This is a genomic window from Peristeroidobacter agariperforans, from assembly GCF_004138335.1.
GTDB lineage: Bacteria > Pseudomonadota > Gammaproteobacteria > Steroidobacterales > Steroidobacteraceae > Steroidobacter > Steroidobacter agariperforans.
This window is the reverse complement of record NZ_RYFW01000004.1, coordinates 37,800-51,553: the sequence shown is the minus strand read 5'-3', so window position 1 is coordinate 51,553 and position 13,754 is coordinate 37,800. Positions and strand designations below refer to the sequence as shown.

General features: G+C 62.1%; 15 protein-coding genes. 7 read left to right on the top strand and 8 right to left on the bottom strand.

All coding sequences use genetic code 11. The features are described from left to right. Positions 1 to 6: 6 nt before the first annotated feature. From EK373_RS25980 to EK373_RS25970, 3 genes are all read right to left on the bottom strand, one after another. Complete coding sequence (locus EK373_RS25980) at positions 7 to 648, bottom strand: response regulator (protein ID WP_129647417.1); 642 nt, start codon at positions 646 to 648, stop codon at positions 7 to 9. Next, complete coding sequence (locus tag EK373_RS25975; protein ID WP_129647416.1) at positions 645 to 2,351, bottom strand: sensor histidine kinase; 1,707 nt, start codon at positions 2,349 to 2,351, stop codon at positions 645 to 647. The genes EK373_RS25980 and EK373_RS25975 overlap by 4 nt, the downstream gene beginning before the upstream one ends. Positions 2,352 to 2,450: 99 nt before the next feature. Then, positions 2,451 to 3,056 carry a TetR/AcrR family transcriptional regulator gene (locus EK373_RS25970; RefSeq protein ID WP_198683659.1) on the bottom strand — a complete coding sequence of 202 codons (606 nt, stop codon included), beginning with the start codon at positions 3,054 to 3,056 and terminating at the stop codon, positions 2,451 to 2,453. A gap of 148 nt (positions 3,057 to 3,204) precedes the next feature. Here EK373_RS25970 and EK373_RS25965 point away from each other — a divergent pair, with 148 nt between their 5' ends. Both EK373_RS25965 and EK373_RS25960 read left to right on the top strand, forming a co-directional pair. Beyond that, positions 3,205 to 4,059 (top strand): metal-dependent hydrolase, encoded by an 855-nt coding sequence (locus EK373_RS25965; RefSeq protein ID WP_129647414.1) that lies wholly within the window; start codon positions 3,205 to 3,207, stop codon positions 4,057 to 4,059. A gap of 172 nt (positions 4,060 to 4,231) precedes the next feature. Further along, positions 4,232 to 4,888, top strand: coding sequence for an energy transducer TonB (locus tag EK373_RS25960; RefSeq protein WP_157994540.1), 657 nt, complete (start codon positions 4,232 to 4,234; stop codon positions 4,886 to 4,888). Positions 4,889 to 4,928: 40 nt separating this feature from the next. Here the strand turns inward: EK373_RS25960 and EK373_RS25955 are convergent, their stop codons facing one another. Continuing rightward, complete coding sequence (locus EK373_RS25955) at positions 4,929 to 6,128, bottom strand: carbohydrate porin (RefSeq protein WP_129647412.1); 1,200 nt, start codon at positions 6,126 to 6,128, stop codon at positions 4,929 to 4,931. Here EK373_RS25955 and EK373_RS33200 point away from each other — a divergent pair. Together EK373_RS33200 and EK373_RS34075 are read left to right on the top strand one after the other, a co-directional pair. After that, entirely contained in the window at positions 6,127 to 6,288 is a 162-nt protein-coding gene (locus tag EK373_RS33200; RefSeq protein ID WP_157994539.1) for a hypothetical protein, read from the top strand. The two genes, EK373_RS25955 and EK373_RS33200, sit on opposite strands and share 2 nt — an antisense overlap. 193 nt (positions 6,289 to 6,481) lie before the next feature. Continuing rightward, positions 6,482 to 6,607, top strand: a complete 126-nt coding sequence (locus EK373_RS34075; RefSeq protein WP_269813729.1) for a hypothetical protein — start codon at positions 6,482 to 6,484, stop codon at positions 6,605 to 6,607. A 132-nt stretch (positions 6,608 to 6,739) separates the two neighbouring features. Here EK373_RS34075 and EK373_RS25950 read toward each other — a convergent pair whose 3' ends face one another. The 3 genes from EK373_RS25950 to EK373_RS25940 form a co-directional block, all read right to left on the bottom strand. After that, positions 6,740 to 8,371, bottom strand: a complete 1,632-nt coding sequence (locus EK373_RS25950) for a TonB-dependent receptor domain-containing protein (protein WP_129647411.1) — start codon at positions 8,369 to 8,371, stop codon at positions 6,740 to 6,742. Further along, positions 8,368 to 10,125 (bottom strand): thiamine pyrophosphate-dependent enzyme, encoded by a 1,758-nt coding sequence (locus EK373_RS25945; protein WP_129647410.1) that lies wholly within the window; start codon positions 10,123 to 10,125, stop codon positions 8,368 to 8,370. Before EK373_RS25945 ends, EK373_RS25950 begins: the two co-directional genes overlap by 4 nt. Positions 10,126 to 10,250: 125 nt before the next feature. After that, a complete protein-coding gene (locus tag EK373_RS25940) occupies positions 10,251 to 10,643 on the bottom strand; it encodes a hypothetical protein (RefSeq protein ID WP_129647409.1) in 393 nt (130 codons plus the stop codon). A 179-nt stretch (positions 10,644 to 10,822) separates the two neighbouring features. Here EK373_RS25940 and EK373_RS25935 point away from each other — a divergent pair, with 179 nt between their 5' ends. Next, complete coding sequence (locus EK373_RS25935; protein ID WP_129647408.1) at positions 10,823 to 12,097, top strand: NAD(P)H-binding protein; 1,275 nt, start codon at positions 10,823 to 10,825, stop codon at positions 12,095 to 12,097. Continuing rightward, positions 12,079 to 12,543, top strand: coding sequence for a DUF2269 family protein (locus EK373_RS25930; protein ID WP_129647407.1), 465 nt, complete (start codon positions 12,079 to 12,081; stop codon positions 12,541 to 12,543). The genes EK373_RS25935 and EK373_RS25930 overlap by 19 nt, the downstream gene beginning before the upstream one ends. Here EK373_RS25930 and EK373_RS25925 read toward each other — a convergent pair. Continuing rightward, on the bottom strand, positions 12,516 to 13,082 hold the full coding sequence (locus EK373_RS25925; RefSeq protein ID WP_129647406.1) for a diguanylate cyclase: 567 nt from the start codon (positions 13,080 to 13,082) through the stop codon (positions 12,516 to 12,518). The two genes, EK373_RS25930 and EK373_RS25925, sit on opposite strands and share 28 nt — an antisense overlap. A gap of 94 nt (positions 13,083 to 13,176) precedes the next feature. Here EK373_RS25925 and EK373_RS25920 point away from each other — a divergent pair, with 94 nt between their 5' ends. Continuing rightward, positions 13,177 to 13,734, top strand: coding sequence for a cysteine hydrolase family protein (locus tag EK373_RS25920; RefSeq protein WP_129647405.1), 558 nt, complete (start codon positions 13,177 to 13,179; stop codon positions 13,732 to 13,734). Positions 13,735 to 13,754: the final 20 nt, after the last annotated feature.

The window sequence follows — 13,754 nt, the reverse complement described above, 5'->3', positions numbered from 1 at the left end:
CGAGGGTCAGCGCCGCCCCAAGCCGCGCTGAACCGCAAACAGCGCCGCCTGAGTGCGATCTTCCAGTTTCAGCTTCGCCAAGATCGTGCTCACATACCCCTTCACCGTCCCTTCCGTGAGGTGCAGCTCATCGCCGATCTGGCGATTGCTCATGCCGCGAGCAATCAGATCGAGCACGCTCCGCTCGCGCTGAGTGAGGAGCGCCAACGGGTCGGCCTGGCGGTTGCGAAGCTGTTCGACGAGTGAGCGCTGAGCCAACGGGTGGAGCCACGTCTGGCCGCCGGCGACTGTGCGAAGCGCGGTGACGAAGTCGGACTTGGTGACGTCTTTCAATATATAACCGGCAGCACCCGCGGCCATGATTTCGCGGACCTGGCCGTCTTCGGCGTACGAAGTCAATGCAATGACTTTCACGGACGGTGATGTCGCACGGATGACCCGAATGGCATCGCTGGCAGCCATGCCGGGCATCTTCAAATCCATGAGCACGATGTCGGGGTGCAGGCGGCGCACGGCATCGCACGCCTCATCGCCATTGCCCGCTTCGCCGACGATGACGAATTCCTCGCCGTCATCGAGCAGTGCGCGGAGTCCTTCGCGAACGATGCCGTGATCGTCGACGAGCAGCAGCTTGATGGTGGCGGTCATGGTGTCGCCAGCAGTGGAATGCGAATGCATACGGTCGTCCCTCGTCCAGACTGCGATTGAACTTCGCAGACGCCGCCGAGCGCGGCGGCGCGCTCGCTCATAGTCTGCAGGCCGATGCCTTGTTCGGGAGAATCTCCGGTGACTTCGGCGCGGGCAGCGACGTCGAAGCCGCGGCCGTTGTCCTGAATGCTCAACATCAGCACGTCGTCATTCACGGCGGCGCTCACATCCAGCTTATCCGCGCCGGAATGGCGAATTGCGTTCGACAGCGCCTCGCGACAGATCAGATACAACCGCTCTTCCAGCGACGGCGACTGTGAACGATACGCGGCGAAGTCCAGCCGGATGCTCGGCGTCTGCGGCGCCAGGATGAACGCGAATCGTTGCAACGCTGCCGCGAGCCCCATCTTCTTCACGTCACCGACGCCGGCATTCTCCACTGAGCTCACGCCAGCCGACGGATCCGGTCGCAGCTCCCGCAGCAACGCCCGCATCTCCGCGAAAGCAAGACGTGCGAGCTCTTCGATGCGACGCGCCCGACGCTCGCCTTCCGCCGGATCGCGACGCCACGCCGGCACGATGGACTGCGACATCAAGCTGATCGAGGACAAGGCCTGACTCACTGCATCGTGCAGATCGCGCGCTAAACGTTGACGCTCGCGCATCACCGCCGCTAGCCGAGCCTCGCGTGACAAGCTGGCGTTCTTGATCGCGACGGCGAGGTGGTCGGCGATGATCTGAATGCTCGCGACATCGTCCTCATCGAAAGGGTTCAGGCCTTCGATGTTGATACAGCCAAACACTTCCTCGCCGAGCACGATGGGCATGGCCAGCTCAGTGCGAACGTTGATGGGAATCGGCGGCGGCACATAGCGCGGATCCTTGCGAACATCGTTGACGATCTGCGGCGTGCGCGTCAGTACCGCCGTGCCGGTGACTCCCTTGGTCACAGGCATGGTGTGCGACAGATCCATGATGTCGCCGTAGTTCCCGGCGTGCCCGTCGAACATCAGATATTCCCCATCCTCATCGCGATGGAGCAGCGGGATGACGACATTGGGATAACCCAGATGTTCATGAATCACCTGCGCCGCGGTCGCCACCAGTTCGTTTGCGTCCAGGCCGGCGGTGATGACGCGAGCGATGTGAGCAATCAACGTCATGCGCTCGGTGCGTCGTTTCTCGCGCTCGTAGCGCATGGCGTTTTGAATTGCGATCGCGGCGTGCCGCGCGAACAGACGCAATGTATCGAGATCGGACGCCCCAAACTTGCGAGGCGGCGGCGCGCCGATACCGAATACGCCGAGCAAACCGCCGCCCGGCCCCGGAATCGGCACGCCAATCACGGTGTAATCCCGCATCTCGGGCAGCGAAATGCGCTGCAGCTCGCCGTAACGGTCGAGGATCACGGGCCGGCCCGTCGCGAGCACCTTGCCGATCAAACCCTCGCCAGGCTCGAACTCCATGCCCAGCTCGGTCAGGGGCAGCTGATGAATGGCCTCGACCTGAACCGTGTGCCGACGCGGCACATACAAACCGATGGACCCGCCGTCCGCGCCGAGCAGCTCGCAAGCGCGCGTGATGATGCTGGTCAACAACGGGCGCAGCTCCAGCTCACTGGCGATTTCCTCCAGAATGGAGTTGAAAGGCTCGCTCATTGCGGGCACGTCGCGGCCTTCGATTCGCAGTATTCCGGAGCTCACGGGAGGGTTCTGCGCGCGGTTGATGAGCGGAGTATTTGCTGCGTGCAAGCTGCGTTCAAGTGGCGTTTGGTTGCACTGTCTTTGGTCAGGACTTGTTGGTCACGAATGGCCGCTCCCATTCGGCTGGGCGGCCAGCACCGCCGGCAGTAATGCGCCCATCAGCTTGCGCACTGCTTCACGCTCCCGGCCCACCATCTTGCGCAGCTCGTTGCCGATGATGGCGTCGCCCAGCGCCGCGACCGTCACAAACAAAGTCGCGGATGTCACACGTTCGTGGATCGCAGCCGCAGCGCCCTCGCCGTCGGCGCCGCGCTCCACGCTGTCGATATAGTCTCGTACAACCTCGCCGATCGGGGCCAGGTGCATGGATTCGCCGGTCAGCGCCATCCACGCCGCCAGCCGGCCGGCGCCGCCGCGGTCGAACGCATCGAACACGATATCGACGAAATCCTTCACTTCCCCCTTGCCGGCGCGCAGCCGCATGACAGCCGATTCGATGGTGGTCGTCAGCTCGCTGACCATCTGCCGCATCAATTCCGACTGCAGCTCGGCCGCCGAGCCGAAATGATGAATCAGGTTCGTATGGCTCATGCCCAAGTCGTTGGCCACCGACTGCAGGGTAATGGCGTCCGGCCCTTCGGCCAGCAGCAGCCGGCGCGCCGAGGCCAGCGCCAGGGTCCGCGCTTCCTCAGGAGTGCGTCGCACCCTCGGACTTTTGACATTTCCGGGGGCTTTGACCGGGTTTTTGCCGGCCGACCGCGTTGCTTTCTTCGGCTGAGTCACTATTGACAATACTCTCAATAAGAATTTTTAATAGGCCAGCCCGACCCGCCCGCTTCCCACGGATATGGCCATGGACACCCCCGTCACCGGCACGCCCGCCGACCTCACGATCACTCCGCGAGATCTGCGCCTGGATCGCAATGCTCTCAGCGCCCGATGGTGGCATGGCGGCGACCCGGTGGCGACCGCGTACTTCAACGCTCTGTCGGTCTCATTTCCTCAGGGCGAGACGTTTTTCATCGAGTCGGTCCGGCGCTTCCGGGACTGGGTCGACGGCCGGCTGCAGGAACAGATCAAAGCATTCGTCGAGCAGGAGGCCGCGCACACCCGCGAGCACGTGGTGTTCAACAAGCTCATCAAGAGCGCGGGCTACGACACCACCACCATGGACGCGGAGACGCGTCGTCGGCTCGACATCGCGCGCTCACGTCATCCCGTCGCGCAACTCGCGATCACGGTGGCGCTGGAACATTTCACGGCGATCATGGCGCATAGCTTGCTAACTGAGAAAGATCCGCTGCCAGGCGCGCCCGCCGAAGTGCTGCGGCTGTGGCAATGGCACGCGATCGAGGAAGTGGAGCACAAGGCGGTGGCGTTCGATACCTATCTCGCCGTCACGCGCGAGCTGTCGGCGTTCAAACGCTGGTCCATCCGATGCCAGGTGATGTTGTTCATCAGCGCGCAGTTCTGGTACTCGAACTTCCAGCGCATGGCGGACTTCTTCCGCCAGGATGGGATCAATACGCCGCGCACCTGGTGGCGCGTGTTTACTTATTTGTCGTTCAAGCCCGGCATGATGCGCAAAGTCTTGGTGCCGTATCTCAGTTTCTTCCGACCCGGCTTCCATCCCTGGGATCACGATGACGGCGCGCTGGTCCGCGAGTTCGAACAGCGCCTTCGCCTGGCGGAACCGGCGGCTCGATAGGCCTCGCGTTCCAGCCCAATAAGACATCGCCAACTCACAAAAGATTCCCCAACCGGGCAACCGGAATGTGCTTACTTCCGGGTGTATACCGCGCGGGAGCAGATTCTTACAGGCGCGTAATGCGCACGGGTGGGAATCAAACAAACACGTGGGAGCAAAACGAATGTCTGCGATGACGGTTAACAGTTTTCCATCGATGCACAACTGGAATTCGCCGCGCGCGTGGGCGCTGGCGATCATCGTGCTGTTACATCTGGGGTTCTTCTGGGCGCTGACCAATGGCATGACTCAGAAAATCACCAAAATATTCGTGCCACAGGCGCCGGTTCTGCTGCCTCAGCCGCAGCAGCCCCAACCGCCGAAACCGGTCGATATCAAGGACGCCAGGATCGACGTCAAGGAACTCACGCCTACCTACACGCTGCCGCCGATCGATGTGTTCACGGAGCCCTCGGATCGCGCGCCCATCGTGGATCCCATCCCGACGCCGCCGAACAGCTTCGTCGACGAGGGTGGCGGCGTGGCGCCGCCGGTGCCGATGGTCGTCGAGCCGCGCATCGATGCGCGTCGTGGCTTGAGCGAGCCGTATTATCCGCCCGATGTGATCCGCGGCGGCGGCGAAGGCACGGTGGTGTTGTCGATCTATATTCTTGCTGACGGCCGCGTCGGCGATGTGAGATTGATCAGCTCCAGCGGCATAGCCAAGCTCGATCAGTCGGCGATGCGTGAAGCGAAGAAATGGCGCTTCGTCCCCGGCACCAGCGATGGCAAGCCGATGGCGATGTGGAAGCAGTTGCCCGTGACCTTCCGCCTCAACACCAGGATGTGATGTCGATAGTAGTGCCGGCGCCCACGCGCCGGCACTGCGCTCACCAGCTGAACGTCGGTGCGGCAATATCGAAGCGCAATCCCACCACCACAGCGTTGCGCAGCGAACGCTGTGATCCGGGATTGATGATGTATTGAACGTCGGGCTGCAACGTCAGCCAATCGGTGACCGCCGCGCGCCAAGTCAGCTCGACAGCTGTCTCGTAGTCATCCACGCCTTCCGCGCTCGCACGCAGCGCCGATGATGTTTTGATCCAGGCCGCGCCAATACCGAAGCTCTGTTCTCGCCCGATGGGACGCGACACGTCGTAATTCAAAGCGGCGATCACGGACCAGTCGTGATCGTTCACGACCTCCTCAGCGTGACCGATGCGCAGCGAGGTGCGCCAGGGCCGCACTTCATCCAGCGCACCGAGACGCGAGTCCGCAGAAACATACCACCCATGGTTATGACCTGAACCCGTCGGTTCCACGCCTTCAGCGGTCAAATGTTTCGCCGCCTGCGTGTAGCCCCACACACCGAAGGCCATCTTCTCCACGCGACCGTCGCTGAGACGCTGCAGTTCCGAGATCAACAACAGACCATCGTGTCCGTGGAGTTGCACGGTTGTCGTCTTGGGACGGTTCGGATCGCCAGCAACGCCGTCGAAGGCAGCGCTGAGCCAATGCCACTGAGGCGCAACTTGCAAACTCAAAGTCACGCCCAAGGCCGTGGTCGGAAAGATCGAGGGACCGTTCTCGCCGCTCTGACTCAAATCCTGACCGATGCCGAACACCGAGTTGACGTACAAGGCGCGCAGAGCGCTCGCATCGAACTCGGCATTCAAGTCGAGCAGACCGACGCGCAAGCCATGCTCGCCGTCTTCGCCCAATCCCCACTCCGCACCCGCTTCGAGGAAGCGCGACGCCGTCGCTGCGTCGATGCTCGAGACAGCGAACGAGTCGCCGACAAACCGGTCCGAGAAGCCGCCGCCATCGTTACTCTGCCCGGAGACAAACAGCTTCAATCCCCGGATATCCCACAGCTCCTCCATATCGAGCGTGACGGCAACAGTGAGATCGGCCAGGTGGCGATCGCCACGATGCAATCCGCCGCGGCGATTGGAAAAGAAGTCACTCGTGTAACTTGCGTTGAATTCCATGCTCGATGCGAGATCGCCCGCCTGCACGGACATGGCTGCGCACGCGACGCAGATGCCTGCACCGATCAAGGTAAGATTTTTCGATATCGCCCAGCTCATGCAGCAGCCTCATATCGGCCCGTCGCCGATCGGCCGATACATCGGCATGCCCGCGACCGGCATGACGCCGGACAGCCGATTTCAGGCTTTACCGCATCTCGCCTGCGGTGCAACCCTGGCGCAGACAGTGATGCAGATCACACCGCGCGATTACCAATAACTCAATGTCTGTCACCCAATCGGTCGCCGGGCACGCATCGGCAACAACTCCAGGGAGGACGCGGACCATCGCAATGCGGCCGCCCCGCCCTCGGCCAGTCCCTTAATTCCAATCCCAAGTTGGTATGGCAGGGTCCTGAACGCACCGGTCAATACATCCCGTGTTGTTCGACGTGCATCTCAAGGAGAGGGCAATGAAGACGGATCCCATCGAGCTGGTCGATCTGGGCGATGCCACGCAAGAAACAAAGCAGTTCCTGCCGTATCCGGTCTTTTTTGACAATGTCTTTGGCTTGGGCCTGGTGCCGGAGATTGGCTGAGGGCTGCAACGCGACCGTCCGGGTGCATGCGGCCGAATGCACCCGGATATGTGACCGCCCGAGCCAAACAGCAGGGTCGAATCGAGCAAAGCAGCAGTCTATGCGTGCTCCATCCGAACTTCGGCAAGGCGCCTAGAATTCCTTTTCGAGGCGGATGTAGTAAGAGCGCTGCTTCAGTTCGCCCTGTGACGAGTCAAAGCCGCCGGCGGCGCCGATATCGGCAAAGCTCGGCTGTTCATCGAACATGTTGACCGCCCCCGCCCAAAGCTTCAGTCCTTGCAGTCGCGACTCGCCGGCATACAACAGCCCGAAGTCCAGCGCCCCCTGCAGATCGAACAAAGTCTGTGCCTCAATGGTTCGGCCGGTGCGCACGCCGGCAATGGCATCGTCATAAGAGGGGATGTATCGCGCGAACATGGCGGCGCCGAATGCTCCGCGCTTCCATCTCAATGACAGGACGGCGCGCCAGTCGAGAATGGAGCCGAGCTCGCTAGCCAGATCGACACGGTCCACTGGCGCCTGGCCCGGCACATCGGTGGACTCGAACCGATCGAACCACGTCGCTTGCAGTTCCGGCGTGAAGCGTCCGAGCTCGGTCAGGAAATCGGCTTTGATGCCGAGATCCACGCCGGCAGTCTTCACGCCACCGATATTGATGCGCGACGAATCGATGGATCGCAGTACGCCAGCCCGACCGGCTTCGGTGGGTGGATCGCGCACGATACGGTCCTGGAACAGTGCCTCGTTGGCCAGCATCAGCTGCGGCGACAACGAATCCACACGATTCTTCATATCGATGCGCCACCAGTCGGCCGAGATATTCCAATTCCACGCCGAGTCCGGACTGAACACCACGCCGGCCGTGAGGGATCGTGCCGTGACCGGCTCGAGTTCGCGATTACCACCCATGGTCAATGTGACGGCGGCCAATTCGCCGCGTGCCGGATCTGTCACGGCCGCCACCGTCGAAATTCGCGGCAGATACAATTCATACAACGACGGTGGGCGGAAGCTGCTGCCGCCAGACACGCGCACGCTGAAGTCACGGTGCGGCTTCCATATCAAGCCCATCTGTGAGCGCAGCACTCGGCCGAACTCGCTGTAATCGTCCAGGCGAGTGCCGGCGGTGACCGTAAGCCTCCCGCAAACCGGGCAATGTCGCGCGCAGCTTGTCGCTGACGAAGGCACGCGCAGTTGGGCGAAGCCCGAGACCATGTCGCGATCGCGATCGAACGAGCCAGCGAATTCATTCGAAGCTCGCATCATCTCGGAGCGCCATTCGCCGCCCAACACAGCAGTGATGGGACCGCCTGGCAAAGTCCAGATCGGACCTTGCACGAATCCCGAGAACTGCTGACCGCCGGAACTGAACTCGTCCACGTCCGGCGGCAAGCGCAAGCTCTCCGACAACCTCGCATCGCCAATCGGGCCGGAGGAGAAAGGATTCAAGGCCTGCGATGGATCGGGATTGGCTGACGCGCGCATTGCCGCCACCAGCGCATTGTTGAGCGCAGCTGTCGCTTGCTCATCCGAGCGCAGCGCCGACAGTTCCCAGCTCCAACGATTCCAGTCGCCGTGCAGGGCCACAGCCCAGCGCAGCCACTCCGAATCGACCCACTGCGTTTGCGACGAATATTCCGTGAGCAACCGATTGACCGCCACGGTTCGACCGAAAGGATTGTATGGATTGCCCGTGCCCGCCGGACTCGGGCCCCGACCGCCATAGCGACGAAAATCCCGATCGCGCCATCGCGGATCCGTTATGACTGCAACATGCTACGGGAAGGCTGCTCTTGCAAGGACTGGCGAATCTCGTGAGCACCGGGCGTGCCCTGGGCGAGCGCATGTTCCATATTGTCCGCATACTTCGCGACGCGCTTGGGTGGCAATAGCGGTTCGTTCGGATCGACGTTCATCTCGACCAGCGCCGGCCCGGGGTGTGACAAAGCCTGCTCGAGCACATAACCGCAGTCCTCCGGCAGCACGACCCGATAGCCCTTGATGCCCATGGCATCTGCGACGGCGGCGAAATCGATGGGCTGCAGGTCGCACTCATACTCGGGGTTGCCCAGAAACATCATTTGTTCCCATTTGATCTGGCCGAGCGTGTTGTTCTTGATCACGACCACCTTGATCGACAGGCCATAGCGTACGATCGTGGCCAGCTCACCCAGCAGCATGCTCAAGCCGCCGTCACCGACGAACGCGACGACCTGACGCTGCGGATGGAGCAGCGCTGCCGCGATGGCATAGGGCACGGCGCAGCCCATCGACGCCATCATTCCCGAGCCAAAGAATATCTGCTCGCCGACGGCGTCGATATAACGTGCGCACAGGCCGGTGTTGTGGCCGGAATCCCAAGCGACGATGGCGTCGTCGGCGAGTCGCTCGCTCAACTCGATGGCAGCGCGACCGGGCTTCATCGGATGCTGATCGGCCATCGCCGATTCGCGCAACACGCGACGCCATTCCCTCATCCCATCCTGAGCTCGCTGCAAGAACTCACGCGACTGCTTCCGTTGCAATTGCGCGTTGAGCATTTCCAGCACCGCACGCGCATCGCCGACCAATCCAACTTCGGCCGGCGCACGCAGGCCAATGCGAGCAGCGTCGCAGTCGATCTGCACGACGCGCGCCTGACCCGGTTTTGGGTAGTACTCGATATAGGGGAAGGTCGAGCCGACGATCAGCAGCGCGTCGCATTGTTCCATGGCCTCGTGCGAAGGACGCGTGCCGAGCAATCCGATGCCTCCCGTGGTCAACGGGTGCGTGTCCGGCACCACGGCCTTGCCCAACAGCGCTTTGATGATCGGCGCACCGAGCAAGTCTGCGGTACGAAGCAACTCCTCCTGCGCACCCGCCGCGCCTCGACCGGCCAGGATCGCGACTCTGGATGCCGAGTTCAACACTTCGGCCGCACGCTTGACCTGGTCGAGCTGTGGCAACTGCATCCCTTCAGCAGCCACGACGGATGTGTGATGCGGCTTGTTGCGCGCAGACGGCTCAGCTTCTTCCAGCTTCTCCTCTTGTACATCGACCGGAATCGACAAGTGCGCGACGCCGCGTTTCGACAGTGCCGAACGACACGCAAGCGTCACGACGTTCTCGACGTGCGCCGCACTCATGACACGAGTGCTGTAGACCGCCACGTCAGCAAACAAGCGCGACTGATCCACATCCTGCTGTGTATAGGTGTCGATGAGATCGTGATACGGCAGACCGGTAATCGCAATGACGGCGGCGCCGTCGCCCTTCGCGTCGTAGAGACCATTGAGCAAATGCACGCCGCCCGGGCCGCTGGTGGCCAGACAACAGCCGAGCCGACCCGTGAGCTTGGCATGCGCCGTGGCCATGAAGGCTGCCGACTCCTCGTGCCGCACCTGGATGAAGCGCATCTTGTCCGGATGCGTACGGATCGCCTCCATGATGCCGTTGATGCCATCGCCGGGCAGGCCATAGATCGTGTCGACACCGCAGTTCGCCAGCGTTTGGATCAGCAGGTCGGCCGCATTGCTCATGAGAATCTCCTTCGGCTCGTCTGTCAGCAATGCACGAGTCGCCGCGCATTGTTCCAGGAACGTGCGCTGTCAGAGAGCGACGATGTCGCGCAGGTTGAAGTTGTACAGGCGGATCTGGCGCGAAGTCATCGCCGCCGGTCGCGTGCGATCGCCGTGAGGGCAAGGCCGGCTGCAAAGGCAGCGTACACCGCAACCATTCCTTTCGAGCTCACGTGCTTTTCGAAGCCCGGCCGAAGCCGGCGCGGCGTTAAGTGATAATCGACGAAATAAGCTGTGGCCGCGCTGGCTGCGGCTTCGGCGCAGTGTTGTAGCGCAGGCTTCCTGCGCCTGCTGCCGCCGAACACGACCTCGTGCAACACACCCCAGAAGATCGAAGTGGCGTGATGAATTGCATAGCCAGCCGCTGTGTGACGCAAGCTGGTCTCGCGGGTATAAGCCTCGGACTCGCCCCACAGCCACTGACTCGGGCCATTCAATCCGCCGGCAGCACTGCCCTCGTGCAGCTTACTGCATGCCATCAGCGTCGCCGCGGAAGCCACACTCGCTGCACTTCCAGAAACGACAGCGTCGCTTACCACTCGTTTCACCATGGAACGTTGTGGGTTGCGCCACTGGGCGAGCCGGCGAATCGGCTTACGATACGGAACCTTGCTGAACATCATCAGTTCAACCTCGCAAGCAGCTTCCGGGTTCCGTCATGGTCATCCTCATCACCGGCGCCACAGGATTCATCGGACGCCGACTGACCGGAGCACTGCGTGCGGCTGGCCATCGGGTTGTTACTATCGGACGTCACGCTGCCGGAGCAGACGCAATCGCCGCGGACTTCACTCGTGATTTGACCCCGGCCATCTGGGCGCCTCGCCTCGCTGGCGTCGACGTGGTGGTCAATGCCGTCGGTATTCTCCGAGAGCACGGCCATCAGACTTTTGAAAGTATTCACACGCGAGCCCCACAAGCTTTGTTCGCCGCGTGTGAGGCGGCCGGCGTAAAGAAGATCGTGCAAATCTCGGCGCTAGGTGCTGACCACGGCAGCACCGGATATTTCACGAGCAAACATGCGGCGGATCAGTATCTGGCGTCGCTGCCGATCCCCTGGACCATCGTTCAGCCGTCGCTCGTCTTCGGCGCGGGCGGCTCGAGCGCCACATTGTTCACACTGCTCGCCAGCCTGCCCATCGTGCCGCTGCCCGGCGGCGGACATCAGCAGGTTCAGCCGATTCACATCGACGACGCCATCGCGGCGATCCAGGAAATCATCGAAAGTTCTGCCATCGAGCAGCGGCGCATCGCGTTGGTCGGGCCAGCGCCGATCAGTCTGAAAGATTTTCTGCAACGTCTACGCGCGCGGCTACAATTGCCTAGCGCAAGATTCATGAGCATTCCCGCCGGCATAATGCGCGCGTCCGCGGCGGTGGCCGAGTACCTGCCTGGTTCGCTACTGGATCGAGAAACATTGTCCATGCTCAATGCCGGCAACACGGCTCCGCCCGACGACACACAGCGGCTGCTGGGTCGACCGCCACGAGCGACCGAACAATTGATCGGCGACGAGCAACGCGATGCACTGCTGATGGCTGCTCAGCTGGCTTGGTTGCTGCCGCTGCTGAGATTCAGCATCGCGCTGGTCTGGATCTGGACCGGCATCGTATCGCTCGGTTTGTACCCTACACAGGACAGCTACGAACTGCTGGCTCGCGTCGGCATCACCGGTGTGCTGGCGCCCGTGATGCTCTACGGCGCCGCCGTGCTCGATCTGCTGGTCGGCATTGGCACAATGGTCCTGCGCCGCCGACGATGGTTGTGGCTGTTGCAGCTGGCGGTCATCGGCGGCTACACGGTGATCATTACTTTCAAGCTGCCCGAGTTCTGGCTGCACCCGTACGGGCCGCTGAGCAAGAACCTGGTGATGCTCGCCGCCATTTATCTGCTGTACACGCTGGAATCGCGTCGATGGAATACCTCGTCGTAAAGTGGCTGCACATCCTGTCCTCGACGCTGCTGTTCGGCACGGGGCTGGGCTCGGCGTTCTATATGTTCTTTACCAGCCTGACGCGCGACGCCCGGGTCGTCGCCACCGTCGTGCGCTATGTGGTCATCGCGGACTACGCGTTCACGACGCCGACCATCATCATCCAACCTCTGACGGGTCTGTACCTGATTCATCTGGCCGGCTTTCCGCTGTCGAGCACCTGGATCGCCGTCTCGATCGGTTTGTACTTCCTCGCCGGCGCGGCGTGGCTACCGGTGGTGTGGATGCAGATCAAGATGCGCGACATGGCCATCGCCGCAGCCGCAAGTGGCACCGAATTGCCACAGCGCTACTGGACCTTCCTGAAGTGGTGGGTGGCGCTGGGAATCGTCGCCTTCGCGGCGCTGGTCGTCGTGTTCTATTTGATGGTGGCCAAGCCGGCCTGATAGCGCTGTTGCTGGCGCTCGCCGCGATATCGCAGCGTTCGCGCCAACTCTTCGAGGATGGGCAAACCCGCGAGTGTGATGAAGCTAGCCAGCAGCCACAGGCGAGTGGAGTCCGCGCGCAGCAGCGTCAACGAGGCGCCACTCAGCCCTGCGCTGATCTCCTGCCAATTCAACACGCCAAAGATCGCCAGCGCCACGAGCGGCAGCACGTCCATGAAGCCGTGCACGAGCTGTTCAAACGGCGAAATGTAACGCTGCCCATCCGTGTAGGAAACATCCAGGTGCGCCAGCACCGAGTGCGCCAACACCGCCACGAGCATCACGCCGAAGACTAGCGCGTTCGGCTCCAGCAGCGCACCGGCCGCGATTGCGATCAGCAAGGTCAGGAACTGCAGCAGATGAAACCAGGATTCGACGCTGCCCGAGGTGTGCTCGATGTCGGTCCGGCGATGACACAGATAGTCGGCCGCGCCCGCCAGCAGCCAGAGCGGATAAATTCCCCACCACAACAATGTTTCCAGCAAGGCTTGCAGGCCCATGGCCACGCTCCGCAACCGCAATGCATGAAATTCTTCCCGTATCGATCCGGTTCCCTGCCCAGGAACCATCACGCCGCTGCCACATTCTTTGCACATGGCCAAACGACGCAATTCCGCCACCGCGCTGCTGATCCTGGACATGATCTCGGAGTTTCGCTACCCGCACGGCGAACGCATCGTGCGTAGCGCACGCAAGGCAGCGCCGAACATTGCCCGACTGCGAGAGCGTGCGCACGCGGCCGGCGCTCCTGTGATCTATGTCAATGACACTGCGGGCAAGTGGGAATCAGACCAGAAAGCCTTCATCGATCGTTGCATGCAGCCCGAGTCGCGCGGGCGCGAGATCGTCCAGCTGCTGGCGCCGACGCCGGAGGACTACTTCATGTTCAAGCCGAGGCACTCCGCTTTCTTCGGCACGCCCCTGCACACGCTGCTACAGCGACTGAAGATCGACAGGCTCATCGCCACCGGCATCACGAGCCATCAATGTGTGTTGTTTACCGCCATGGATGCGCACGTTCGCGAGTTCGAGATGATCATTCCCGCCGACTGCCTTGGCGCGGGCGCAGCGGCGGACACCAAGCATGCGCTGTATATCTTTTCTCACGCGCTGATGGCCAAAGTCATTAGCTCGCGGCAGCTGCGCTTCTAGGTACACCTCGCAGGCAGAGC